The sequence below is a fragment of the Acinetobacter sp. 161(2023) genome (genome assembly GCF_037027805.1).
GTDB lineage: Bacteria > Pseudomonadota > Gammaproteobacteria > Pseudomonadales > Moraxellaceae > Acinetobacter.
This window is the reverse complement of record NZ_JAZEYD010000023.1, coordinates 1-24,059: the sequence shown is the minus strand read 5'-3', so window position 1 is coordinate 24,059 and position 24,059 is coordinate 1. Positions and strand designations below refer to the sequence as shown.

The 24,059-nt window shown below is 41.3% G+C and carries 22 protein-coding genes and 1 other RNA gene; 15 read left to right on the top strand and 8 right to left on the bottom strand.

All coding sequences use genetic code 11. The features are described from left to right. Positions 1 to 46: 46 nt before the first annotated feature. The 3 genes from WA249_RS17905 (at position 47) to WA249_RS17895 (ending at position 2,032) form a co-directional block, all read left to right on the top strand. Positions 47 to 502: a bacteriohemerythrin gene (locus WA249_RS17905; protein ID WP_336170724.1), complete on the top strand. Its 456-nt coding sequence runs from the start codon at positions 47 to 49 to the stop codon at positions 500 to 502. 151 nt (positions 503 to 653) lie between these two features. After that, complete coding sequence (locus tag WA249_RS17900) at positions 654 to 1,721, top strand: hypothetical protein (protein ID WP_336170722.1); 1,068 nt, start codon at positions 654 to 656, stop codon at positions 1,719 to 1,721. Then, the gene (locus tag WA249_RS17895; RefSeq protein WP_336170765.1) at positions 1,721 to 2,032 is read left to right on the top strand and encodes an RnfH family protein; all 312 of its coding nucleotides are present in this window, start codon (positions 1,721 to 1,723) and stop codon (positions 2,030 to 2,032) included. Before WA249_RS17900 ends, WA249_RS17895 begins: the two co-directional genes overlap by 1 nt. 67 nt (positions 2,033 to 2,099) lie before the next feature. Here WA249_RS17895 and WA249_RS17890 read toward each other — a convergent pair whose 3' ends face one another. After that, positions 2,100 to 2,498 (bottom strand): outer membrane protein assembly factor BamE, encoded by a 399-nt coding sequence (locus WA249_RS17890; RefSeq protein WP_336170720.1) that lies wholly within the window; start codon positions 2,496 to 2,498, stop codon positions 2,100 to 2,102. A 111-nt stretch (positions 2,499 to 2,609) separates the two neighbouring features. Between WA249_RS17890 and fur the strand changes: the two genes are divergently transcribed. Continuing rightward, on the top strand, positions 2,610 to 3,047 hold the full coding sequence (gene fur / locus WA249_RS17885; RefSeq protein WP_004794120.1) for a ferric iron uptake transcriptional regulator: 438 nt from the start codon (positions 2,610 to 2,612) through the stop codon (positions 3,045 to 3,047). A gap of 69 nt (positions 3,048 to 3,116) precedes the next feature. Here the strand turns inward: fur and WA249_RS17880 are convergent, their stop codons facing one another. Next, complete coding sequence (locus WA249_RS17880; protein WP_336170718.1) at positions 3,117 to 4,235, bottom strand: PilT/PilU family type 4a pilus ATPase; 1,119 nt, start codon at positions 4,233 to 4,235, stop codon at positions 3,117 to 3,119. Between the two features lie 19 nt (positions 4,236 to 4,254). Further along, positions 4,255 to 5,292 carry a type IV pilus twitching motility protein PilT gene (locus WA249_RS17875; protein WP_336170716.1) on the bottom strand — a complete coding sequence of 346 codons (1,038 nt, stop codon included), beginning with the start codon at positions 5,290 to 5,292 and terminating at the stop codon, positions 4,255 to 4,257. A 126-nt stretch (positions 5,293 to 5,418) separates the two neighbouring features. On the opposite strand from WA249_RS17875, the gene WA249_RS17870 reads away from it, so the two are divergent. Continuing rightward, positions 5,419 to 6,111, top strand: coding sequence for a YggS family pyridoxal phosphate-dependent enzyme (locus WA249_RS17870; protein ID WP_336170714.1), 693 nt, complete (start codon positions 5,419 to 5,421; stop codon positions 6,109 to 6,111). 107 nt (positions 6,112 to 6,218) lie between these two features. Further along, entirely contained in the window at positions 6,219 to 7,061 is an 843-nt protein-coding gene (locus tag WA249_RS17865) for an undecaprenyl-diphosphate phosphatase (RefSeq protein WP_336170713.1), read from the top strand. Between the two features lie 121 nt (positions 7,062 to 7,182). Here the strand turns inward: WA249_RS17865 and WA249_RS17860 are convergent, their stop codons facing one another. Then, complete coding sequence (locus WA249_RS17860) at positions 7,183 to 10,779, bottom strand: AAA family ATPase (RefSeq protein WP_336170711.1); 3,597 nt, start codon at positions 10,777 to 10,779, stop codon at positions 7,183 to 7,185. A 9-nt stretch (positions 10,780 to 10,788) separates the two neighbouring features. Beyond that, on the bottom strand, positions 10,789 to 12,057 hold the full coding sequence (locus tag WA249_RS17855) for an exonuclease SbcCD subunit D (RefSeq protein ID WP_336170763.1): 1,269 nt from the start codon (positions 12,055 to 12,057) through the stop codon (positions 10,789 to 10,791). A gap of 163 nt (positions 12,058 to 12,220) precedes the next feature. Here WA249_RS17855 and WA249_RS17850 point away from each other — a divergent pair, with 163 nt between their 5' ends. After that, the gene (locus WA249_RS17850; protein WP_336170710.1) at positions 12,221 to 12,697 is read left to right on the top strand and encodes an OsmC family protein; all 477 of its coding nucleotides are present in this window, start codon (positions 12,221 to 12,223) and stop codon (positions 12,695 to 12,697) included. 72 nt (positions 12,698 to 12,769) lie between these two features. On the opposite strand, the gene WA249_RS17845 is transcribed toward WA249_RS17850, so the two are convergent. Then, complete coding sequence (locus WA249_RS17845; RefSeq protein WP_336170708.1) at positions 12,770 to 13,147, bottom strand: VOC family protein; 378 nt, start codon at positions 13,145 to 13,147, stop codon at positions 12,770 to 12,772. A gap of 380 nt (positions 13,148 to 13,527) precedes the next feature. Here WA249_RS17845 and WA249_RS17840 point away from each other — a divergent pair, with 380 nt between their 5' ends. Together WA249_RS17840 and WA249_RS17835 are read left to right on the top strand one after the other, a co-directional pair. Beyond that, positions 13,528 to 13,980, top strand: coding sequence for an ABZJ_00895 family protein (locus WA249_RS17840; RefSeq protein WP_336170706.1), 453 nt, complete (start codon positions 13,528 to 13,530; stop codon positions 13,978 to 13,980). Positions 13,981 to 14,063: 83 nt separating this feature from the next. Beyond that, positions 14,064 to 14,969, top strand: coding sequence for a TIGR01777 family oxidoreductase (locus WA249_RS17835; RefSeq protein ID WP_336170704.1), 906 nt, complete (start codon positions 14,064 to 14,066; stop codon positions 14,967 to 14,969). On the opposite strand, the gene WA249_RS17830 is transcribed toward WA249_RS17835, so the two are convergent. After that, the gene (locus WA249_RS17830) at positions 14,961 to 16,076 is read right to left on the bottom strand and encodes an NAD(P)/FAD-dependent oxidoreductase (protein WP_336170702.1); all 1,116 of its coding nucleotides are present in this window, start codon (positions 16,074 to 16,076) and stop codon (positions 14,961 to 14,963) included. The two genes, WA249_RS17835 and WA249_RS17830, sit on opposite strands and share 9 nt — an antisense overlap. 25 nt (positions 16,077 to 16,101) lie before the next feature. Then, on the bottom strand, positions 16,102 to 17,115 hold the full coding sequence (gene hemB / locus WA249_RS17825) for a porphobilinogen synthase (RefSeq protein WP_004794101.1): 1,014 nt from the start codon (positions 17,113 to 17,115) through the stop codon (positions 16,102 to 16,104). A 142-nt stretch (positions 17,116 to 17,257) separates the two neighbouring features. Between hemB and WA249_RS17820 the strand changes: the two genes are divergently transcribed. The 6 genes from WA249_RS17820 to WA249_RS18985 all read left to right on the top strand — a co-directional run. Beyond that, entirely contained in the window at positions 17,258 to 17,755 is a 498-nt protein-coding gene (locus WA249_RS17820) for a thioesterase family protein (RefSeq protein ID WP_336170760.1), read from the top strand. A gap of 266 nt (positions 17,756 to 18,021) precedes the next feature. Beyond that, entirely contained in the window at positions 18,022 to 19,173 is a 1,152-nt protein-coding gene (locus WA249_RS17815; protein ID WP_336170700.1) for an EmrA/EmrK family multidrug efflux transporter periplasmic adaptor subunit, read from the top strand. A 6-nt stretch (positions 19,174 to 19,179) separates the two neighbouring features. Next, positions 19,180 to 20,706, top strand: a complete 1,527-nt coding sequence (locus WA249_RS17810) for a DHA2 family efflux MFS transporter permease subunit (protein WP_013198748.1) — start codon at positions 19,180 to 19,182, stop codon at positions 20,704 to 20,706. A 305-nt stretch (positions 20,707 to 21,011) separates the two neighbouring features. Then, entirely contained in the window at positions 21,012 to 22,997 is a 1,986-nt protein-coding gene (gene ggt / locus WA249_RS17805; RefSeq protein ID WP_336170697.1) for a gamma-glutamyltransferase, read from the top strand. Positions 22,998 to 23,157: 160 nt separating this feature from the next. Further along, positions 23,158 to 23,516: a transfer-messenger RNA gene (gene ssrA, locus WA249_RS17800) on the top strand. Positions 23,517 to 23,942: 426 nt separating this feature from the next. Next, positions 23,943 to 24,059, top strand: a 117-nt coding sequence (locus WA249_RS18985) for a type I restriction-modification system subunit M N-terminal domain-containing protein (RefSeq protein ID WP_442892006.1), incomplete at its 3' end; no start/stop codon positions are given.

Genomic DNA, 24,059 nt, shown 5'->3' with positions numbered 1-24,059 from the left:
AAGATGCAGTTTATGCAACAGTCATTGAACATCATTGGGGAGATGTATGAAAATGAAATGGGCTTCAGAATATAATACGGGTATTGATGTTATTGATGAGCAACATAAACGAATACTTGATTATATTAATGAAATTGATGATGTAAAAGATGATGAAGATAGACGTCGAATTAAAGATGTTTTAGATAATATTATTGATTATACGCAATCGCATTTTACTTTCGAAGAAAGTTTACAAGAGGAAGCAGATTATAAATATCGTGTACCACATAAACGTGTACATGACTTGTTTATTAAAAAAATAGAGTTATATCGTGAGCGTTTTGAAATGGGGCATACTGTTGAAAAAGAGCTACAAGAAATTTTAGCAAAATGGTTAATTAACCATATTCAACATGATGATGCTGATTATGTGGGGGCAGTAAAAGAAAATATGATGGGAATTATTAAAGAAAAAGAAAAGAAGAAAGGGAAAAACTGGTTTGCTCGGTTTTTCGCATAACTTAAATAACAAAACTTATAATTTTAGTTAGCGCAGCAAACTATCGTTTCGATAGTTTGCTTTTTTTATTGAGCAAACTTTGATTTTCAGGCATGAGACGGGCAAAATATCTATAGTCTTTTTCAAGGAATGCATAATGCAGGACATACCTATGTCACGATGGTTATCGCCCCTGATGGCGTTTTGCTTATCTTTTATCATTATGGCGACATTGGCACCCGCTATGGGAATCCAGATTGATCGTCAAATCGATTTCTGGTTATTGTGGTTAGGCACAATGCTGTTATTGGCTCTGCCAGTTTGTTATTTAGAAATTGCTTTAGCAAAACGGTCGAAGACTACTGCATTAAATGCTTTATCAAGTTTAACTCGTGAAGCAGATAGTTCACCAAAATGGCGTTTGGCTGGTTGGTTGGCAGTTATTTTTATTCCATTTTTAGCAGGGAATGTACTGAGTACTGCTGGTAATTTACTGACAGTACAGCTCAATAATAGCGTTTCTGGGCAAATTGTTTTTGCTGGCCTTGCGGTTGTGGCTTTAATTTTATCTTTTATTCCGCGTCAGATTTTAATTCTGCTAATGACAGTCGGTGTAATTGCTTCTCTTGTTTTAGCTAATACAATGGGAACTGCTTTACAGCCTTGGCATTGGACAAATGTTGAGTTTAAAGAATGGGGTAATGCAACTGTACTTGCTCTTGTTGCGAGTGGTTTAGGCTTAGGACTTTACTGGCAAAATAGCTTGTCTGTAATTCACTCTCAAGAAGGCGCTACAAAAACTGTACTTCCAATCTGGTTGGCTCAATTAATTGCTGTCGTTGCGTTTGGTTTCTTTTCTCTTCAAGCACAGCTTCCTATTTTTACCTGGATTTTTACTGCAGTAATGACAACAGCTCTGTTTATTCAACTTGCTAAAGAACAGCTCGCTCAACGTCAACTGATGTACATTTTACAATGGGTGATCATTGTTGTAGCAATTGCGGTTTGGGCTGTGCCTGAACTTCACGGCATCTTTACGCTGATTTTGATGGTTTGGGGATTACTCATTTGCCTGATCTATGCAATTTTTGCTGGTTGGATTATGAAAATTAGCCACTTGCGTAAATCAATGAATTTTAGCAATGAGTTGTTCTATAATTTGTGGCGTATTGCAGTGCGTATTGTTTTACCGCTTTCAATCGTAATTGCCATGATTGCGGTAGTTGGACAAATGATGTGATGGAAAAAGCTCAGCAAGTGTGGGTTGCTTTTGCAGCCCCAGAGCAACAGTTTTTAGTTGCTGTTCCATTTGAAGCTGGAATGACAGCGTTACAAGCAGTTGAAGCGAGTGGCTTGCAGACACAGGTAAGTTTGCCAGAGCCATTACAACTTGGCATATTTGGTGCAAAAGTTGAGACACATGCGATTTTACAAGTAGGCGATCGGGTAGAGGTTTATCGACCTTTAACGATTAATCCTAAGGATATACGCCGTAACCGCGCCGAGAAAAATCCTGTGGGGCGATATATTAAAAGTAATCGCTTAAAGTAATAAGCCCCATAAATAAAACCCCTCGAAGTATTTCACTTGAGGGGTTTATTTTTATTAGAAAAAACGATTATAGTGGTGGGGCAGTTAAAATCGCTTCTTTAGAAGCAGGTAAACCTGGTTGCGATTCTGGAATAGTTTCTAAACCTTCAATTTTAGTTACAGTTCCAGTTTCATCAAAGTAAATTTTTAAATGCTGACCATGTGCTGCGGGGATTTTTGCCTTTTTAGCATAAGTTCCTGGGATATAGTTGTAAATATAGTCCCAACGTTGAGGATTGAGAGGATCAGTCACAGTTGGACTACCAAGCAAAAAACGCACTTGCTGGAAATTCATGCCGACTTGTACTTGAGAGGCCTGAGCTTTGGTCAAAGGAGTCCCTTGAGGAATATCAACCTTATATACACCAAAGATTGAACAACCAGCAAGGAGTGAAGTGACTAATAACGTCAGCACGAGTTTTTGCATTTTGCTACACTATCCCAATAAATTATGATGCATTTGATCAAAGGATAGATCATACTTCATCTAAATTCTATTGCCTATTCCAACTTGAGATTTGTTGAGAGACCTTTTTTCATGCCTATTTCCAATCAAGATTTGCGCAAAGCTGGACTTAAAGTTACCCTTCCACGAATTAAGATTTTGGAATTATTAGAAAATTCAAAACAACATCATCTTAGTGCTGAAGATATTTACAAGACTTTGTTAGAACAAGGGGAAGATGTCGGTCTTGCGACAGTTTACCGTGTGTTAACACAATTTGAAGCTGCGGGTATTATTCAGCGCCATCATTTCGAAAATAATCATTCTGTTTTCGAAATCATGCAAGAAGATCATCACGATCATTTGGTTTGCCATAATTGTAACAAAGTTATTGAATTTACTAATGATGTTATCGAGAAGGAACAGCATGCTGTAGCAGACCAACATGGGTTTACCTTAACGGGTCACTCATTAAACCTCTACGGTTACTGTAACGAACCTGAGTGTCAGGAAGTACTGCGCAAGAAATAATCGTTTTCACACAAAGAAAACAAATAAAAAAGGAAGGTTACGTTTAACCTTCCTTTTTTTATGAAGAAATTACTGTCTATCGAAGGTTAAATGCTGGTTTGTGCCTGAAGTTTGATCAGATCCTTCTTCGGCAAGCTTAATTGTCAAACGTAAATCGTTAGGTGAGTCGGCATGTTTTAAAGCATCTTTGTAGGTAATTTCGCCCGCTTTATATAAATCAAATAAAGCTTGGTCAAAGGTTTGCATACCGAGTTCACGCGAGCGTTTCATTAAGTCTTTAATTTCATGAATTTCGCCTTTACGAATGTAGTCTGAAATTAATGGAGAGTTAATTAAAATCTCAATTGCGGCGCGGCGCGAATTGCCATCAGGCGTTGGAATAAGTTGCTGTGCAATCATGGCTTTTAAGTTAAGTGATAAGTCCATGTAGAGTTGACTGTGGCGGTCACTTTCAAAGAAGTGAATAATACGGTCGAGTGCTTGGTTAGCGTTGTTAGCGTGCATTGTGGCCAATACAAGGTGACCTGTTTCAGCAAAGCCAATCGCGTAGTCCATAACCTCACGAGATCGAATTTCACCAATCAAGATCACATCTGGCGCTTGTCGCAAAGTATTTTTTAAGGCAATTTCAAATGAGTCTGTATCAATTCCGACTTCACGTTGGGTAATGATGCAGCCCGCATGTTCGTGAATAAACTCGATTGGGTCTTCAATGGTAATGATATGACCTTTAGTATTGTGATTACGATAGCTAATCATTGAGGCCAAAGACGTCGATTTACCCGTACCTGTCGCACCAACAAAAATAATGATGCCGCGTTTAGTCATTGATAAATCTTTAAGAACAGGCGGTAATTGCAAGTCATCAATTGAAGGAATTTTAGTTTCAATTCGACGTAGTACCATGCCTGGCATGTCACGCTGCTGAAAAGCGCTCACACGAAAGCGAGCAGTTTTATCACGGTTCATAATGGCAAAGTTACATTCACGAGTGTCCGCAAATTCTTTGCGTTGCTTTTCGCTCATGATGGAATGTAAGAGTTGACCAATAACATCCCCTGAAAGACTATTTTTTGAAATTGGAACAATTTGTCCGTTAATTTTCATAGATGGTGCAACACCATCTGTAATAAAAAGATCGGATGATTTTTTTTCAACCATCAGGTTGAGTAGGTCATTAAAATCCATATTGATTCTCTAATTCTTTTTATAGGAATGATTCAGGTTGTTTTGCAGCAGTACGAGCCGTTTGTGGACTAATCACACCACGAGAAACTAGACCTTTTAAGCTTTGGTCGAGTGTCGTCATGCCATGATTTGCGCCAGTCTGGATTGATGAATACATTTGTGCGACTTTGTTTTCACGAATTAAGTTACGAATGGCAGGAATACCAATCATGATTTCATGTGCTGCGACACGTCCACCACCATTCTTTTTAAGTAGAGTTTGGGAAATAACAGCCTGTAAAGATTCTGACAACATGGCACGAACCATGTCTTTTTCTTCGGCAGGGAATACGTCAATCACACGGTCAATGGTTTTTGCAGCAGAAGTCGTATGGAGCGTACCAAACACCAAGTGACCCGTTTCGGCAGCGGTAAGTGCTAAACGAATGGTTTCAAGGTCACGCATCTCACCGACTAAAATAATATCGGGGTCTTCACGCAGTGCCGAACGTAGTGCTGCATTAAAGCCATGTGTATCACGATGCACTTCACGCTGGTTAATCAAGCATTTTTTTGACTGATGTACAAATTCGATTGGGTCTTCAACCGTTAAAATATGGTCATAACGATTTTCATTAATATAGTCCATCATCGCTGCAAGTGTCGTGGATTTACCCGAACCAGTTGGACCTGTGACCAGTACAATCCCACGTGGGTAATCACAAATATCTTTAAAGATTTGACCTAAGCCTAAATCTTCCATGGTGAGTACTTTAGATGGAATGGTACGAAACACGGCACCAGCACCACGGTTTTGGTTAAATGCGTTAACACGGAAACGAGCAACATTTGGCACTTCAAAAGAAAAGTCGGTTTCGAGCTTTTCCTCATAGTCACGACGCTGTTTATCGTTCATGATGTCATAGACAAGACGATGAACATCTTTGTGTTCTAAGGCCGGTAAGTTAATGCGGCGAACTTCACCATCAACGCGAATCATTGGCGGCATGCCAGCAGATAGATGTAAATCGGAAGCGCCATTTTTCACAGAGAAAGCGAGTAGCTCTGTAATATCCATAATTTCCCCAAGTAAATCAAAATATGTCATTATTTTGTAGAATAATATACGGCTTTCACCGAGGCTTACCAACACCTCGCTTTAGGTGAAAAGCAAAAAAGTTTTTTGAAAATGAGAACCTTGTCAATGAATTACCTGCAAGATGCGCGACAGCACGTATTACAGCAAATCCAACGTGCTTGTGAACATGCTCAACGTGCGCCTGAAACTGTGCAACTTTTAGCCGTATCAAAAACACATCCGAGTGAAAGTTTGCGTGAAATGTATGCAGCAGGGCAAAGCGCATTTGGTGAAAACTATTTACAGGAAGCTTTAGACAAAATTGAAGCTTTACATGATTTAGAAATCGAATGGCATTTTATTGGCCATGTTCAGCGGAACAAGACTAAACATTTGGCTGAAAAGTTTGATTGGGTACATGGTGTAGATCGTTTAATTATTGCTGAGCGACTGTCTAATCAAAGGCTTCAAGATCAATCTGACTTGAATATTTGTGTGCAAGTGAATATTGACGGGCAAGATAGTAAAGACGGTTGCGCACCAGATGAGGTTGCCGAGTTGGTTGCTCAAATTAGTCAACTGCCGAAAATCAAGCTACGTGGCTTGATGGTAATTCCAGCACCAGAAAATACAGCCGCTTTTGCAGATGCCAAAAAGTTATTTGATGCGGTGAAAGAAAAACATGTCCACCCAGAACACTGGGACACATTAAGCATGGGAATGTCAGGTGATTTAGATGCTGCAATTGCTGCAGGTTCAACCATGGTACGTGTAGGAACTGCTTTATTTGGAAAACGTGACCCGATTGAGAAAAAATGACTTTTACAATTTAGATAAGTATTTTGTGGTGAAACTGTAATCGATTAATTTAAATTTAATTTTCCTCGTTTATAAACCAGATATTTTAATATTTGAGTGTGTAATGTATGGATTTGTTGCATGTTTTCATTCTGGCAATTATTCAGGGATTCGCTGAATTATTGCCGGTTTCTAGTTCCGCACACGTTATTTTAGCTGAAAAGTTAATGGGGTATGATCCATCTGCACCCGATATGACATTCTTACTTGTTATGTTACATACAGGTACGATGTTTGCAGTGATCGTTTACTTTTGGAAATCTTGGAAAAAGACCTATTTTTCGTCATGGGAAAGCTTTAAAAAACAAGCCTTCTATATCATTTTGGCAACGCTTATTACAGGCGTGCTCGGCTTAGCGCTTCAATCTATGATTAAACATGTGTTTTTCGGTGGCGCGAGCAGTTTCGAAATTGAGCATTTGTTTAGTAACTCAAAATTAATGGCGGCTGCGCTGATTTCGGCAGGTGTTCTGATTATTTTATCTTCGCGTTTAGATCGTGGTCAGCAGGGTGAAATCAGTTTGCGTAGCGCTTCTATTATTGGGGCAGTACAGGCTTTGTGTTTACCTTTCCGTGGCTTTTCACGTTCTGGTGCAACGATCTCTACTGGGCTATTTTTAGGGGTGTCTCGTCAAAAGGCTGAAGAATTCAGTTTTGCATTAGCTGTTGTATTAACGCCAGCAGTTATTTTAAAAGAATTATATCGTTTAATTCACGCTCAAGGTTTACAAACCGTTGCGCATGGACAAGTGTTCCATTCGATGGTTCCAAGCTTATTGGGCATGTGCTTTAGTTTTGGTGCTGGTCTTTTGGCATTAAAATGGTTGTCATCATGGTTAGAACATGGACGCTGGCATTTGTTCGGTATGTACTGTATCGGTTTTGCAGTTGTGGTGCTCTGCGTTAATTAATTTTTTGATATTTTAAAAATAAAAAATTAGTACAAGACTATACAAGAAAAAAGGGGCGTAAATGATATGCCCCTTTTTTTATATAAAATTAAATAAAGTTTGAGATAAAAAACTTACTTAATTAACCTACGACTTCAATTGTACTTGCACCCGCACCAAGCGGTTTCACCTGAATTTGTACAGGAATACGTTCGTGCATTTCTTGAATATGCGAAATGAGAATGACCTGACGTCCCTGATTTTGCAATTGATCTAAAGCATTCATGACCATATGCAAAGATGATGCATCTAAAGTACCAAAGCCTTCATCAATAAACAGCGATTCAATTTTCATTGAACCCGATGCCATATTGGCAATGGCTAAAGATAAGGCAAGGGCAGTTAAGAACGACTCACCGCCAGATAGCGATGCAACAGAGCGGGTTTCTCCATCCATGTCGTGATCAATAATCGCAAGACTTAACGATTGCTCTAGACGTTTGAGCGTATAGCGCTGAGACAGCATTGCCAATTGCTGGTTGGCATGTTCAACTAAAATATCTAAATGATATTGCTGGGCATAGTCACGGAACTCTTTACCTTTAGCATCGCCAATGAGACCTGAAATTTTGCTCCAGCGATGTTCTTCTTGCTGAATATTTTGAATTTGCTCAGCGTATTGTTGCTGTTTAGCTAGATTTTGCTGATGCACTTCGAGCTTAAGCTTAAGCCGATCACGTACTTCAAGCTGTGCTTTAAGCTCTGCAATATTGTCTTGAATGAGGCTAACAAGCTTTTCATGTTCAATATCTGGCTGAGTTTGTAAATGCTCACTCAATTGCTCTTGCATGGTCTTAAGGGCAGAAGAAGCTTCACTTAATAAACGCTCGGCATGATTAAGGCGGTTACGAATATCTTGTTCTTGGGCTGAATTAATCTGCATGAGCGCTGTAAGGTCAGATGCTTGAAAATCAGCGTGAGCTTTTAACCAGTTTTGAATTTGTCCATCAATCTGCTGCTGATGTTGTGAGGTGTGTTGATGTTGATGCTTAAGTTGATCGAGCGCCTGTTTTTGCTGCTCAAAATGCTGTCTAGTTTGTTCGAAACGTTGTTTAGCCTCATGATACGTCGTTTGTTGCTGCTGACGTTTAGCATCGTGCTCAATTAACCATTCGTGCGGTTTAATGTCAGCGCGGCCTGTCATTTGTTGAATGAGCGACACCGCTTTTTCATTATTTTGTTGGCCTTTAAGCGTAATGTCTTTGAGATTTTGATCGATCTCATCAATTTGCTTGGTCATTTGCTCAAGATTAGCAGCTAACATTTTAAGCTCTTGTTGCTGCTGTTCAAAACGCTGTGAAAGCTGTTCTTGTTGTTCAAGCTGCTTAGCACGTGCATCGAGAATAGTCCAAGTCTGCTTAGCTGTTTGGCTACTCGACTGCTGCCACGCGTGCTGTTCGGTTTCAGATAGACACTCAACAATATGTTGAACTTGTTGTTGCCATTGCTGTGCTGTATTAAGCAAACTTTCATTACGCTGAATAGATTGAACGAGCTGATTGTGTTGTTTAATCGCTTGGGTTAAACGCAAGTTTTCTGAATCAAATGAACTTATCGCAGTTTGCGCGGCTTGTCTGAGTTCGTTAAGCGTTTGCAAGATTTGTTCAGGAGCTTGATTAAGCTCAATCTGTAACTGATTGAGGCTAAATTGCTGCTCAAGCTCTTGTTGCAAGCTTGATTGTTTTGCTTGAAGTTGAGCTAGATATTTCTGAACTTGTTCAAGCTCGGCACGACACTGGGTGAGGCCATGCTGTTGGCTTTGCCATGCGTTAAATTTAGTTTGCTCTAGCGCTACCGCCTGTTGTTCTTGCTGTTGCTGTAAATCGAACAACGCCTTGGAGATTGCACTGTCATCAACACGATAAGGATGCTGTGTGCTTCCACACACTAAACACGCTTCGCCGTCTTTAAGATTGGCTCGTAACTGCTCAATATTTTCGGTGTGTAATAAACGTTGCTGTTGCAGGATGTGCTGTAACTTTTCACGTTCAGTTTTTGCTGTTTGATAATCTTGCTCAATTGACTGGCAAAGGGTTTTAAGCTGCTGTTCTTGCTCTGAGGCTTGAGTATGTTTTTCGGTGAATTGCTGAAGCTCAGCATATAATTCATGATAAATTTTTATTTTTTGCTGAATCAGATCTAACTGCGTGATTTGAGCAAGCTTCTGATCTTTGTCTTTACGCTGTTGCTCAAGTTTTAACTCAATTTGTTCAACTGTGCCGAGTGAAGCTGTCAGTTGTTCAAGTTCACTTTTAGCTTCCGATAGCTTTTGGCGAGCAAGGGTAGGGTTTCCAAGCTGTTGTTCAATCGCTTGGTAATTTTGAATAAATTGCCCAAGCTGATGCAGATGTGCTGAAAGGCCTTTATCTAACGCAGCATATTGCTGAGTTTGGGTAAGTTGCTGTTGAAGATGAGTTTGGTTCTGCTCAAGCTGTGCAATGTGCTGTTGCACAGTGTTTTGTTGCTGTTGCAGTGGACTGAGTTTCTGCTCAAATACATGTCTTTTTTCTTTGCACTTTTTATATTCATCGGCAATAAAAGCACGTTCTTGAATGGACTGTCGAACTTGATTTAAAGCATGTTGATGCTGTTGCTCAAAATCGAGCGTTTGTTTGAGCTCTTGTTCTGCAAGTTGATATTGTTTTTGTCCCGTTTCAAAAATTTGAACCAACTCATTGAACTTGGTTTGAGCTTGCTGAATTTGCGGCTCAAGTTGTTGTAGGGTTTGTAAATTTTGAGCTTGTTGAAAAACCTGTTGACGTATTTCAGAGAAAACTTCGAGTCGTTTTAATTGCTCACGCTCACCAGTCAATTGTTGATAGCGATTTTGCTGGGTTTGAAACTGTTGCTCTTTAGCTTGAACTTCTTGCTCAAGTTTTGCTTTGCGCTCAAACCATTGTTGTTGTTTGTCTAAGACATTTTTTTGTTGTTCTAACTGTTGATGATTTTGTTCAGCTTGCTGATATTGTTCGGTAAATGCAGCAATCTCTTCATCAGACAAAATTTCAATGTGGCCTAAGAACTCTTCAAGCTGTTTACGCTGCTTTGCAATATCTGCTGTTTTACGAAAAGCCAACTCACCAATTTTGGCGAAAATGCTGGAGTTAGTTAGGTACTCAAGTAACTCACCGCGTTCGCTATCTCGTGCTTTTAAAAATGCGGTTACTTCTGATTGGGCAAGTAATACGGCACGCGTAAATTGTTCAAAAGAAAGCTGTGTAATTTGTTTAACTTTTTCATCAACTGCTTTGGCTTTGTCGGCAAGTACCACGCCATCGGTCAGGCATTTTAAGTGGCGTTGCACACTTTGTAATTTACCATTCGGATTTTCACGCGCACGTTTAATTTCCCAGCGTGCCAAATAGCGTTTTTGATCTTGTGCAATAAAACAAAGTTCAGCAAAACCATGTCCTGTACCACGGCGTAATACAGTTAAAGGCGAATTGGTCAGTAACTCTGAACCATCGACATCTTTTAATTTACCATCGCTGTCTTTAAGACGTGGAACCCGATTAAACAGGGCTAGGCACATGGCATCTAAAATGGTCGACTTACCAGCACCCGTTTTTCCCACAATCGCAATGAGACCCGCATGGGCTAAGGGCGCGCTTTCAAAATCAATAAAGTGTTCATCAGAAAGAGATGCCAGATTTTTTATTCGAATGGATAAAATTTTCATGACATATCCTTAAGGGGTTGCATCATTTTCAAGATGTTTTTGTGCTTCTTGTACCAAGCTTAGAAAATCTTTTAAGACCGCATCATCGGCGCTGTAACCTTGTTTTTCCCAAATATTCTGAAAGAGTTTTTCTGGTGTAGGAGGTTCAAGAGCAATTTGCTGAGTGGCATTTGAATCGGTGATGTCTTTATTCACATATTGACGTGAAATACGTACTAAACGATAGCGATCAGGTGGTAGGGCTGCTTCAAACTGTTGCCGTAAATTCGGCTGTGGCGGCGTTAAACTATAATATTCAATATCGACATATTCACGGTGGTCAATATTTTCAATCACGCCGTGAGGTAACGCTTTGAGTTGTTGCAAGACCTCATTTAATTCACCACGAATACGGTGCAATTGTATGCAACGCGGAATTTCTACAGCTTCAAATTGCAAACGGTTGTCTGTCTCTTGAGCTGGGTCAATTTTGACCTCAACCACTTGGTGCTTATAGTTAATTTCACTAAAAGAAAGTGGAATGGGTGAACCGCTATAACGAATGTGCGGCTGACCTACTTTTTGTGGTTTATGTAGATGTCCTAAAGCCACATAGTCGACAGCATCTTCAAATAAAGTCGTTGAAAGCGCTTCTTCATTACCAATAATAATTGGGCGTTCAGAGTCGGATGTTTCCCCACCTTGCATGTGCGCATGCGACATCAAAATAAGCGCTTGGTCTGGCGTTTTACGACGTTTGGCTTCGGCAATGAGTTGCTGGTGCAAATAGGCAATCGCATTTTTGCTGTTAGTAGTATGTTCATTAAAGCCCGTGATTTCGGCCGAACGTAGAAAAGGTAGGGCAAGGCACCACGCTACAATATCTTTATTTTGATTATAAATAGGTAAAAGTAGTCGATCGAGATCTAGGGTTTTATCTTCATTCCAGCGAACCACGCCCACGGTTTTTGCATTATATTTTTCTAAGAGTGGTTCGACCTGTTCAATACGGTAGCCTGAATCATGGTTGCCTGCAATCATAAGCGTTTGCATGTGCGGCGCAATACGATGGGCATCTGCTAAAAATTGGTAGAGTTGTTTTTGTGCTTGAGAACCCGGGTTAATCACATCAAAAATATCGCCGGCAATGAGCAGAGCATGCGGTTGTTTTTCTTGAATTTGAATGAGTAACCAGCTTAAAAATTGTTGATGTTCGTAGTGGCGTGAATGATTATAAAAAAACTGCCCCAAATGCCAGTCAGAAGTGTGTAGAAAATGTACGGACATAGAAACAGACATCAAGCCAAAATAAACACAGATACGTTAGCATAAATTGACAGGAGATTTTATCAAGACATTTTAAAGTGCTCGTTATTTAAGCCTAAGTTGAAACTTAAATTAATTTTTCACTTTAAACTTTGCTTTGTTACTATCGACTTAAACCATGAACTTTGAGAACAAAATGACCATTCATAAATACGAAGTAAAAATACAGTGGGAAGGCAATACAGGAACTGGCACTTCTTCTTATCGTTCATATAAAAGAGACTTTAGTATTCAACATCCTCAGAAAGCCACGATTCAAGGTTCATCAGACCCTGCCTATTTAGGGGATGTGACCAGATGGAACCCAGAAGATTTATTGGTTGCATCAGCTTCAGCTTGTCATAAGCTTTGGTATTTGCACCTATGTGCAGTCAATCATATTCACGTTGTGAGTTATGTCGACCATGCACTGGGGTGTATGGAAGATGCAGATCCAGTTAAACGCGGCCACTTTACTCAAATTATTTTAAGACCAGAGATTGTGTTAGAAAAAGGTGCTGACCAAGCGCTTGCTGCAAAATTGCATGAAGAAGCACATCATGAATGTATGATTGCCAATTCGGTAAATTTCCCAATTACATGTGAAGCCAGCTTTAGTTTTGCCGAAGAATAAATAGTAAATAGCCACCGATAAAAATGCGGTGGCTATAAATTAGAAAATAAATAAATTGGTTAAATAAGATCTTTAAGCAGCATTTTCATCAACTTGGAAAATACCAAAAACGTTATGGTCTAAATCGACAAAGTAACCATGCCAAGCGCGACCGGGAATGGCGAATTTATCCATCGCGATTATGCCACCTTGCGCTAAAATTTTTGCAGTAACTTCATCAAAGTTTTCGACATGAACCGAACAAGTAAATGCATTGGTGCCATATTCCATTGGCGGTGTTTGAGCGGGGCGTTTTAATAGTCCACCCATGATTGATGGTGTTTCGATACGATAATATTCAATCGGTAAGTTTTCATCGAGTTTAAATTGCCAGCCAAACACGGCTTGATAAAACTGGGCATCGCGGGCAGGGTTTGAAGACTGGATTTCAAAATAGGCAATGTTGTTCATATTATTTAAAACGTATTTTTATGGTGTAAAAAGTATACGCATAGCCTTTATAGCCACGAAAGGACTATTGTGTATGCTGAGCGTAAAATAAATGAAAGTGCCAGAAAATAAAAACCGACGATTCGAGTGATGAGAGAATCGTCGGTCAAAAACTTCATCAAGGGTTTCGGCTGCTAACAAAACCTAATCTGAAGGAAGAAAAGAGTCGTAATGAAAGGTCACCGAAACAATTTTGCGGATGCCGTGCAAAGGAAGTATTCGGTTGCTGCGACCTTATTACTCTATATAACGTCAAGAGTTTCGGATTGGTTGACATAAAAATGAAAAAAAATCGAAAAAAATTTATAATTATTTTTTAAACCCATAAATTAGGCAAAAATATGACCAAATTACGTTCTTACTTTCTCTGGTTTTTTGCTTTATGCATCGTACTTACCTTAGTTGTTGGTGTGGTTGCAGCACTATTACCAGCGAGTGTAGGCGGTATTTTAACAGCCGTTCCATATTTAGGCGCAATGATTTTTGTCTTATTTAAATTTTTAAAGAAAGAACGCCGTGCACCGACTGTACAAGAAAAAAAGAAATTTACTTTAGGTTTTACCCTGATTTTTTGGGGCTATAACTTGTGTGGCGTTTTATTTGGCCTGTTTTTATTTGCCAGAAAAGACCCTGAGATTTTGCAGAACTTTATGCTTTACCTCAAACAGCCTCAGTTCTTGAGCATTATGGTGATTATGTTTTTAATGTTAGCTATTCCGCTTTATTTAATTACCTATTGGTTTTATGGCAAACAGGCACAGCGAATGGCAGACAAAATGTTTAATGTGCAATAGATCACTATATAAACAGCTACGATTAAATATAAATGAGTCTTATATAATTAAATAAAACTTGTGTCCTCAGCTTAGGAGGAAATATGAATAAGAATGTATTAATCACTGGTGCCAGTGGTTTTATCGGAACGCATTTAATTAAGTTCCTGCTGCAAAAAAATTATAAGGTGATTGCTGTGACACGGCAGGCTGGAAAGAAATCTGACCATCCTGCCTTACAGTGGGTGCAAAAGTTTGAAGATATTACGACACGTCAAATTGACTATGTGGTGAATTTGGCAGGTGCAAATATTGGCGAAAAACGCTGGACCGAGTCACGTAAAAAACAACTCATTGAAAGCCGTATAAATACGACCCGAAAGTTATATGCATGGCTCAAGCAATCTGAAATTTTTCCAGAAGTGATTGTTTCTGGTTCAGCGATTGGTTATTACGGGATTGATGATCAAGAAAAGTGGGCAGAGGTGTGCACAGAACAAAGCCCGCCACAGCCTATTTTTATGTCCGAGCTTTGCCAAGAGTGGGAACATGCAGCTTTAGCAGATACTCAGCAAAATACTAAAATTATTCGTTTAGGTGTGGTGTTTGGGCAGGGCGGTGGCATCTTGCCTAAAATGTTGCTTCCGATTCGACTCAATTTAGTCGGTCAAATTGGTCACGGTCGTCAGCCTGTGGTTTGGGTACACATTGAAGACGTGTTAAGTGCAGTCGAGTTTATATTTAAGCATCCTCAATCTGCCCAAATTCATAATTTAGTAGCGCCAGAAAATGTGACTCAAAAGGTATTTGTTGAACAAGCTGCTGTGGTACTCAATAAGAAACCACTGTTGTCGGCGCCAAGCACGGTTTTTCGCTGTTTGTTAGGGGAACAGTCGCAATTGATCTTAAATGGTCAATACGTCAAACCCGCTGCTCTGCAAGCAGAAGGATTTGAGTTTGCTTATCCGCAATTAAAAATGGCTTTAGAGAATATATTGGCGTCAGGCTAAGATTTTATTTTGCAAACGCTCTGGGGAATATGCTTTGGCATCCACTAATGTCGGTTGACCCAGCATAAGCTGACGGAGCAATTGTGAAGAGCCTGCACCCATACATAACCCATTTCTAAAATGACCAAAGTTTGCCCACAGGTTGTCCATTTCAGGCATTTTGCCAATGTAGGGAACACCATTTGGTGAGCTTGGTCTGAGGCCTGCCCAGCGCTGTACAATCGGGAAATCGGCCAGTTCAGGCACTATTTCTAAACAAGCTTCTAAAATATTGTGCTGGGTGGTTTCATCGGTAGACGTGTCAAAACCACGATGTGCCATGCTTGACCCACACACAATATGTCCGTCCATACGTGGAATCAGATACATGACTCGATTCATACACATGGTTGGTAGCCAGTGGGCAGGGGTTTTAAACAATAGCATTTGACCTTGCACAGGTTCGACTGGAATTTCGAGTTGTAATTGTGAGTTCCAGTAATGGCTCCAAGCCCCCGAAGTTATTACAAAATGATCTGCTGTGTGTTTGCGACCATCTTCGGTTTGGAGCGCCTGTATCACATCACCCTGTTGAATTAGTTTTTTGACAGCAGCGTGTTCGAAAAACTTAACTTTTGGATGTTGTTTTAAATAGCTAATCAGGGACTGTAATACGCGTGGATTACGAATATTAGACAGTTCAGGGAAATAAATCGCTTCTTGAAACTGATCGGAAATATGTGGGTTGACTTGCTCTAGGGCATCTCGCTGTAAATATTCACAGCGTTGCATGGGTTCTTGATGTTGATTTGCGTAGGAAAGTCCGACGTCAAAATCTTCTTCATCAAAAATCAGCATGCCTGTGTCATGAATTTCAAAATCAATCCCTGTAACAGGGGAGAGTTTTTGGTTCCATGCTTGATAAGACGCTTTGCCAAATTGAGCAAGTTGGTTCACTGCATGCACATAGCGCCACGGGTACATCGGAGAGAGAATACCTCCGCCAGCCCAAGAGGCTGCTTGTCCCGCTTGTTGTTGATCAAAAATGCTGATGGTACAGCCTTGTTCAACCAACTCCAGCGCAGACATTAACCCACTAATGCCTGCGCCAATGATTGCAATATGCATGCAGTGTTATCCTTTCTCTGCGAACTTAGTTCATTTCCTTGAGTTTTTCAGCAGCGGTTTCTGCAAAGTAAGTCCAGATCCCATCTGCACCAGCGCGGCGGCAGCACATGAGTGATTCTAAAATCACCGAGTCTGATAACCAGCCATTTTGAATTGCGCCCGCTAACATTGCGTATTCGCCACTCACTTGATAAATGAATGTCGGAACACCAAAGGTATCTTTCACTTCACGTACTACATCCAGATATGGCATGCCCGGTTTTACAATCACCATGTCGGCGCCTTCTTGAATATCAAGCGCGATTTCATGTAAAGCTTCGGCACGGTTGGCAAAGTCCATCTGGTAGTTATATTTATTACCACCTTTAAGGTTGGATGCAGAGCCAACAGCATCACGGAACGGGCCATAGAAGCTAGACGCATATTTTGCAGAGTAGGCCATGATGTTGGTATAGATGTGACCATTGGCTTCTAAAGCTTGACGAATTGCGCCAATACGGCCATCCATCATGTCACTTGGTGCAATCACTTCGGCACCTGCTTCTGCGTGACTTAACGCTTGTTTAATCAAGCACTCTACAGTCTCGTCATTCAGCACATAGCCTGTCTCATCAATAATGCCGTCTTGACCATGAGTCGTGTAAGGGTCAAGGGCACCATCAGTAATTAACACCATTTCTGGTAATTCTTTTTTAAGCAAACGGCAAGTGGTTTGTACTAAACCATCTTCATGCCATGCAGCTTCTGCGGTCAGGCTTTTATCTTCTTGAGGGGTGACTGGAAAAAGAGCCAGTTTTGATACGCCCAATTCCAGAAGTCTTTCAGCTTTTTTCAGTAATAAATCTGCCGACAAACGCTGAATGTTTGGCATACTTGGAATATCTTGGGTCTGATTTTGTCCCGGTAATACAAATACTGGATAAATCAAGTGATTGGTAGTGAGCTGTGTTTCGCTGACCATCGCACGCAACTGGTCATTTTTACGAATACGGCGCATGCGAGTGGCTGGAAATGCAGGACGATTGAACGTATAAGTCATAACAATCTCGATGTTCGGTATTACACTAGGATAGGTTGGCGGATATTCCATTACTGTCAACCGACTGCTGTATTGTAGCCCCATAATGCTGGATTTGTACAAAATTATGGGTGTTTATCATGCTTTTAAATTTAGGCAACGTATGAGTGATGAAAAGAAAAATTGGACTGGGAACATCCATTTAGGTGCAAAAACTGACCTGAATGTAGTTCTTAAGCAATTATGTAAGGCGTTTAATAGCTCTCCTTTTTTTAAGCATAGTGGAATGATTATGCGTGTGGTGGACGGGCAGATTGAAGGTTATATCGAGATGCAACCCGACCTGATTGGCAATCTGGCATTTCAGATTTTGCATGGCGGCGTTGCTGCAACTTTGCTCGATAGTATTGGCGGAATTGTGGCAATGGAACATCTATATCGTCGTTCAACCCCCGAAACTTTAACCGAGACCATTAAGCAAGTGTCGCGTTTGGCAACAGTCGACATGCGTGTAGATTATTTGGCGCCGGGGCGTGGTAAGTATTTTATTGCACGCGCCGAAGTGTTACGTTTAGGGCGTAAGGGCTGCACTATGCGCATGACAATGGTTAATGATGAAGATAAAGCCATTGCTGCGGGTATCGCTTCATATGCCTATTAGGCGATGAATTGAACGATTTAAAAGCACCACGTGTGCTTTTTTTGTGTTTAAAAAGCTAGAACTTTTATAAAAACCTTGAGATAAACATTAATTTAATTAGAACGAACGCATGAGTTATAAATTTTTATTCTCATATTATGAGGTTTTAGCGTTAAAATTGACTGCTTTGACAATGCGATATGTCTTGTTCATAGAATAATAAAAACTCTATAGCAAGGTGTAGTGCAAGATTGATGGCAAAGCCAACTCAGCTTTAGGAACATACCATGACTGATGCACAAAGCAATGTACAAGAAACAGTGCCAACAACATCTGCCTCGGATGACAACAATCAAAACAAGCGCAAAAAATTTCTTGGTTTTTTTGCGCTGATTTTATTGATCGCCGCTATTTTATATGCAATTTGGGCATTATTTTTAAATCATTCTGTGAGTACGGATAATGCCTATGTCGGTGCTGAAAGCGCGCAAATTACTTCAATGGTGAGCGGTCAGGTCGCTCAGGTTGTCGTAAAAGATACCCAAACGGTACATCGTGGGGACGTGCTGGTTCGTATTGATGACCGTGATGCTAAAATTGCATTAGCGCAAGCTGAGGCGGAACTCGCAAAAGCAAAACGCCAATACAAACAAACTGCGGCAAACAGTAGCTCTTTAAACTCTCAAGTTGTGGTGCGTGCCGACGAAATTAACAGCGCGAAAGCACAAGTTGCTCAAGCACAGGCTGACTACGACAAAGCTGGGTTAGAGCTGAACCGCCGTGCGCAGCTTGCTGCCTCTGGTGCAGTATCTAAAGAAGAACTGACCAAGGCACAAAGTGCAGTTGAAACAGCAAAAGCAGGCTTAGAGCTAGCAAAAGCAGGTTTAGCACAAGCGTCTTCAAGCCGTAAAGCTGCCGAAAGTACTTTTGCAGCGAACGAAGCTTTAATTCAGGGTGTAAGCGAAGTTTCAACACCTGATGTACAAGTTGCTCAGGCACATGTTGAACAAGCTCAGCTTGATTTAGAACGTACTGTTATTCGTGCGCCAGTCGATGGCGTAGTAGCGCGTCGTAATATTCAAGTCGGTCAACGTGTTGCACCGGGCACCAGCATGATGATGATTGTGCCGATTAATGATTTATATGTAGATGCAAACTTTAAAGAAAGTCAGTTGAAAAAAGTCCGTCCGGGTCAAATCGTTACGCTTACTTCAGATTTATATGGCGACGATGTTGAATATCACGGCAAAGTGATGGGCTTCTCTGGTGGTACAGGCTCTGCCTTTGCCTTAATTCCGGCTCAAAATGCAACAGGTAACTGGATTAAAGTAGTTCAACGCTTACCAGTTCGTATTGCACTTGACCCGAAAGAACTTGCTGAACACCCACTGCGTGTTGGCTTGTCGATGGAAGCAAAAGTCGACTTATCTGCGAAGTAAACGCTTATGAAAACGCAAACACCTTTTGCCGAACTAAGCGGTGGCCGTTTATTACTGGCAGCGTTTGTTATTGCCTTGTCGAACTTTATGGTCGTGCTCGATACGACCATTGCCAACGTGTCTGTGCCGCACATTACCGGTAACCTTGCTGTTTCAAGTACACAAGGAACATGGGTCGTCACGTCGTATGCGGTTGCAGAAGCGATTTGTGTACCTTTAACGGGGTGGCTTGCGGGCCGCTTTGGAACTGTTCGGGTTTTTATTTTTGGCCTGATTGGTTTTACCATTTTTTCTTTCTTGTGCGGCCTAGCAAATTCGTTAGGCATGCTGGTGTTTTTCCGTATTGGACAAGGTCTATGCGGCGGTCCACTCATGCCACTCAGCCAAACCTTGCTGATGCGTATTTTCCCTCAAGAAAAGCATGCACAGGCGATGGGCCTATGGGCAATGACCACCGTCGTTGGGCCAATTTTAGGACCAATTTTGGGTGGTCTGATTAGTGACAACCTGTCTTGGCACTGGATTTTCTTTATTAATATACCGGTCGGCATTGTTTGTGTTTTAGCGGCAATCCGTTTGCTCAAACCAGCCGAAACAGAAACCATTTCGCTAAGAATCGATACCGTCGGTTTAGGTCTGTTAATTTTGTGGATTGGTGCGCTACAGCTCATGCTCGATTTGGGGCACGAACGAGACTGGTTTAATAGCACCAGCATTGTGGTATTAGGCTTAACTGCCGCCATAGGCTTTGTGGTGTTCCTCATATGGGAGCTGACCGACAAGCATCCTGTGGTGGATGTGAAAGTCTTTAGGCATAGGGGCTTTGCAATTTCGGTACTGGCCTTATCGCTCGGCTTTGGAGCGTTCTTTGGCAGTATTGTACTGATTCCACAGTGGCTGCAAATGAACCTTTCCTACACCGCCACGTGGGCCGGCTATTTAACTGCAACCATGGGCTTTGGTAGTTTGACCATGTCACCGATTGTGGCAAAGCTTTCGACTAAACATGACCCACGCGCACTAGCCAGTTTTGGTTTGATTTTGCTGGGTGGGGTGACCTTAATGCGGGCATTCTGGACCACAGACGCCGACTTTATGGCGCTGGCTTGGCCGCAAATCTTGCAAGGTTTTGCTGTACCGTTCTTCTTTATTCCACTGTCGAACATTGCACTCGGTTCGGTACTCCAGCAAGAGATTGCATCTGCTGCGGGCCTTATGAACTTCTTGAGAACCATGGCAGGGGCGATTGGTGCTTCAATTGCAGTGACCGTGTGGGACGACCACGCTAAAGTTGCCCGTAGTGAAATGGTGTCAAACCTAAATACTGCCGAAGTTCAAAATAACCTTGCGCAAAATGGTTTTTCGGCTGACTCGACCTTAGGCATCATTTCAAACCTCGTCGATAAAGAAGCGATTACCATGTCGGCAAACCATGTATTTTTGCTGTTTGCGATGGTGTTTGTCTTTGCGGGGCTGGTCATTTGGCTGTGTCCGAAACCCAAAGGAGATGTCAGCGGAATGCCATCCCACTAAACACAAAAAAGCATCTCTTCGGAGGTGCTTTTTTTAGATCTATTAAAAAATAGAGCGAGTCTATAAATGGTAGATTTTGCCTGTATTTCGCTAAATAAAGCATGCCAGAATCGGGCAGATCGGTTATAAAAGCATTTGATATCAAGCAAGGAGGCTTAATACAGGGCACAGGAAAAAACGCCCTTAAACATTCGATATTATAAAACCTTATTTTTATCAAAGATTAAAAAAACTTAATACCTGAAAACAAAGAAGCTTGCATGGCAATTGCATGGATAGGCAGGCGTATATATTGGAGTTATCACGTGAATAAAAGATATTCATTTTTGTTCAGTAGTTTATTAGCAGTCGGTTTATTACAAGGATGTGGAGATGACTCCTCGTCAGATCAGCCCAAGGATGATTCAAATACAACCCCGCCCAATTTAATTGTAGATAATGACCCCACCAGTTGTAGCAAACTGGCACAAGACGGATCAAGCGTGGTGGTCGGTTCAAACCAAAATGGTGACCCAGCAGCGCCTGAGGGTGCGTCGGGTTATAGACTCGGTAACACGGTTAAATACGCAGATAAATATATGGTGGTGGCAAATACACCACTTGCGGTAAAAGCTGGCTGTGATGTTTTAAGAGCAGGTGGCAGTGCAGTCGATGCAGCCGTTGCGGTACAAGCGGTGCTCGGTTTAGTAGAACCTCAATCGAGCACCATTGCTGGCAGTGGTTTTATGATGTATTACGATGCCAAAACCAAAAAAGTCACGGCTTACGATGGTCGTGAAACCGCACCAGCAGCAGCCAACGAATTTTATTTAATTCGCCAAGATATATATGATCCAAATTCACCTGCACCTGTACCAAGTGCACGCCGTAGTGGTCGCTCGATTGGTGTACCGGGTGTGATGCGTTTGCTTGAACAAGCACAAAAAGAACATGGCAAGCTTGAATGGAAACAGCTTTTTGGTGAAGCGATTGGGTTAGCTGACAACGGTTTCCGTATTCCGAGTCGTTTGGCAGATGCAATTGCAAGTAATGCAAACAGCTTAGCGCTTGATGCAAATGCAATGGCAACCTATTTTCATTCAGATGGTTCACCACGTAAAGTCGGTGAGACCATGACCAATAAAGCCTATGCAAAAACCCTAGAAGCCCTTGCCACACAAGGCGCAAATGCGCTGCACACTGGTCCAATTGCCCAAGCGATTGTGGAAAAAGCTGCACAACCATTTGGCGATGACCCAGCAAAAACTCCAATTACTCCAAGCTTGATGACCTTGCAGGATTTGTCGAACTATCAGGTTAAAAAACGCGACCCGATTTGTACGACGTATCGTGACCGTTACTATGTATGTACCATGCCACCTCCATCTTCGGGAGGGATTGCAGTTGCGCAAACACTAGGTATTTTAGAAAACTTTGATATGTCGCTCTATCCACCTAAAAACCCTGAAAATGAAGGTGGTGTGCCAGATGTGATGGGCGTGCATTTAGTGTCTGAGGCAGAACGTTTGGCCTACGCTGACCGTGATAAATATGTAGCAGACACCGACTTTGTCGCTTTACCAGCACAGGGTATTGCAAGCTTTATTGATAAAAATTACTTGAAACAACGTGCAGCACTGATTAACCCGAACCAAAGTATGGGCGTTGCGCCAGCGGGCAATTTCAACCCAGCTTCGGGTGTCGACACCACTGTTGAACACGGTACAACTCAGTTCACGATTGTAGATGCCTATGGCAATGTGGTTTCAATGACATCGACTGTTGAATCGAGCATGGGTTCATTCCACATGGTGGATGGTTTCTTGCTGTCGAACCAGTTAACTGACTTTAGCGCCAACCCGCTTGATAGCACTGGGGCACTGGTTGCTAACCGTGTGGAAGGTGGCAAACGCCCACGGAGTACCATGGCGCCAACTTTAGTGTTTAAAGGCACCACGCCAGATGATTTTTATATGGCAACAGGTTCACCAGGGGGCGGCACCATCATTCAATATGTGGTTAAAACTTTGGTGGGTGCGCTGGACTGGAACTTAAATGCACAGCAAGCCACCTCGCTTGTTAACTTTGGTGCGACTAATAGCAAAAACACTAATGTGGATAGCTCGAATGTGCAGCTTTCTTTGCTTGATTTGATTGAAGGCTTAAAGGCAAAAGGGCATGGCGTTGCCAACACTGCGCAAACCAGCGGTATTTCTACGATTATGAAAGTAAACATTAATAATCAGAGTAAATACGCAGGAGGGGTAGACCCACGCCGTGAAGGTATTGTGTTAGGCAATGGTGCTTTATAGACCAAACTTTAAAAAAAGCTGTCATGTTTGGCAGCTTTTTTATGTGGCCCTTGAAAAAAACAAAAGACACTCAATTATGTAAATATGTTCATCAGTAGCGGACTGTTGATAAAATGCACAGTATTTTATTTTAGTTATGCTATGATGTTCAGACATTCATGGGGATGTTATTGGCTTCGACGCTGGTGATGAAACTCATAGATGCATGCCGAGAGCGCATTTTCTCTCGTAAATCAAATTTGCATATTTTAGTCGCAAACGACGAAACTTACGCTCTAGCTGCCTAAGGGCAGTTTGTCCGCTTCCTAGAATACTTGTGGTTTAGGAACCCGACCGTAGCGCACGCACACAAGTCCGTATAGAGTCAAGCCTCGGGGCTTTATACCAAACTTAGAGGATCGCAACTTGTACCCTGTTCGTCGGGTCACAAGGTGTTAAAACAATAGACGATATCTAAGCATGTAGTATTCTCGAGCGTAATGCTGGCGGACGCGGGTTCAACTCCCGCCATCTCCACCAAAATTCGTGAAAAGCCCTGAAACGTAAGTTTCGGGGCTTTTTCTTTTTAATAGATTAGTAGGATATTCACAGCTCAAATTAATCTTTATAAATTTAAATATGAATCTTTTTTAGAGTTATCCTACTTGTGAAGCGTAAGAAGGCTAAAATTTTGAAATATATGTAAAAATTTTATTGTTTAATATTATTGTGTCGAATGTAAAGTCATTTTTATTCATAGAAGCGTTAAAAAATGATAGAACCGTTATATCTGTCTTGATTCCTTAAACTTTCTACAAATTATAGGTTGAGAAGCTCAATCAAATTAGTAAAAATACCATGGACCAAGCACCTATTTAAAATCGAAATCTAATCCTAATAAAAGTACTCATGTCTATTCTAGAGCTATAGAGGCTTTTATCAGCTGTAACTAACTGTAGAGAATCTATGAACAAGCAACAACTCGCCTCAAAAATTTGGGAATCCGCAAATAAAATGCGCTCAAAAATTGAGGCAAATGAATATAAAGACTACATTTTAGGGTTTATGTTCTATAAATTCTTG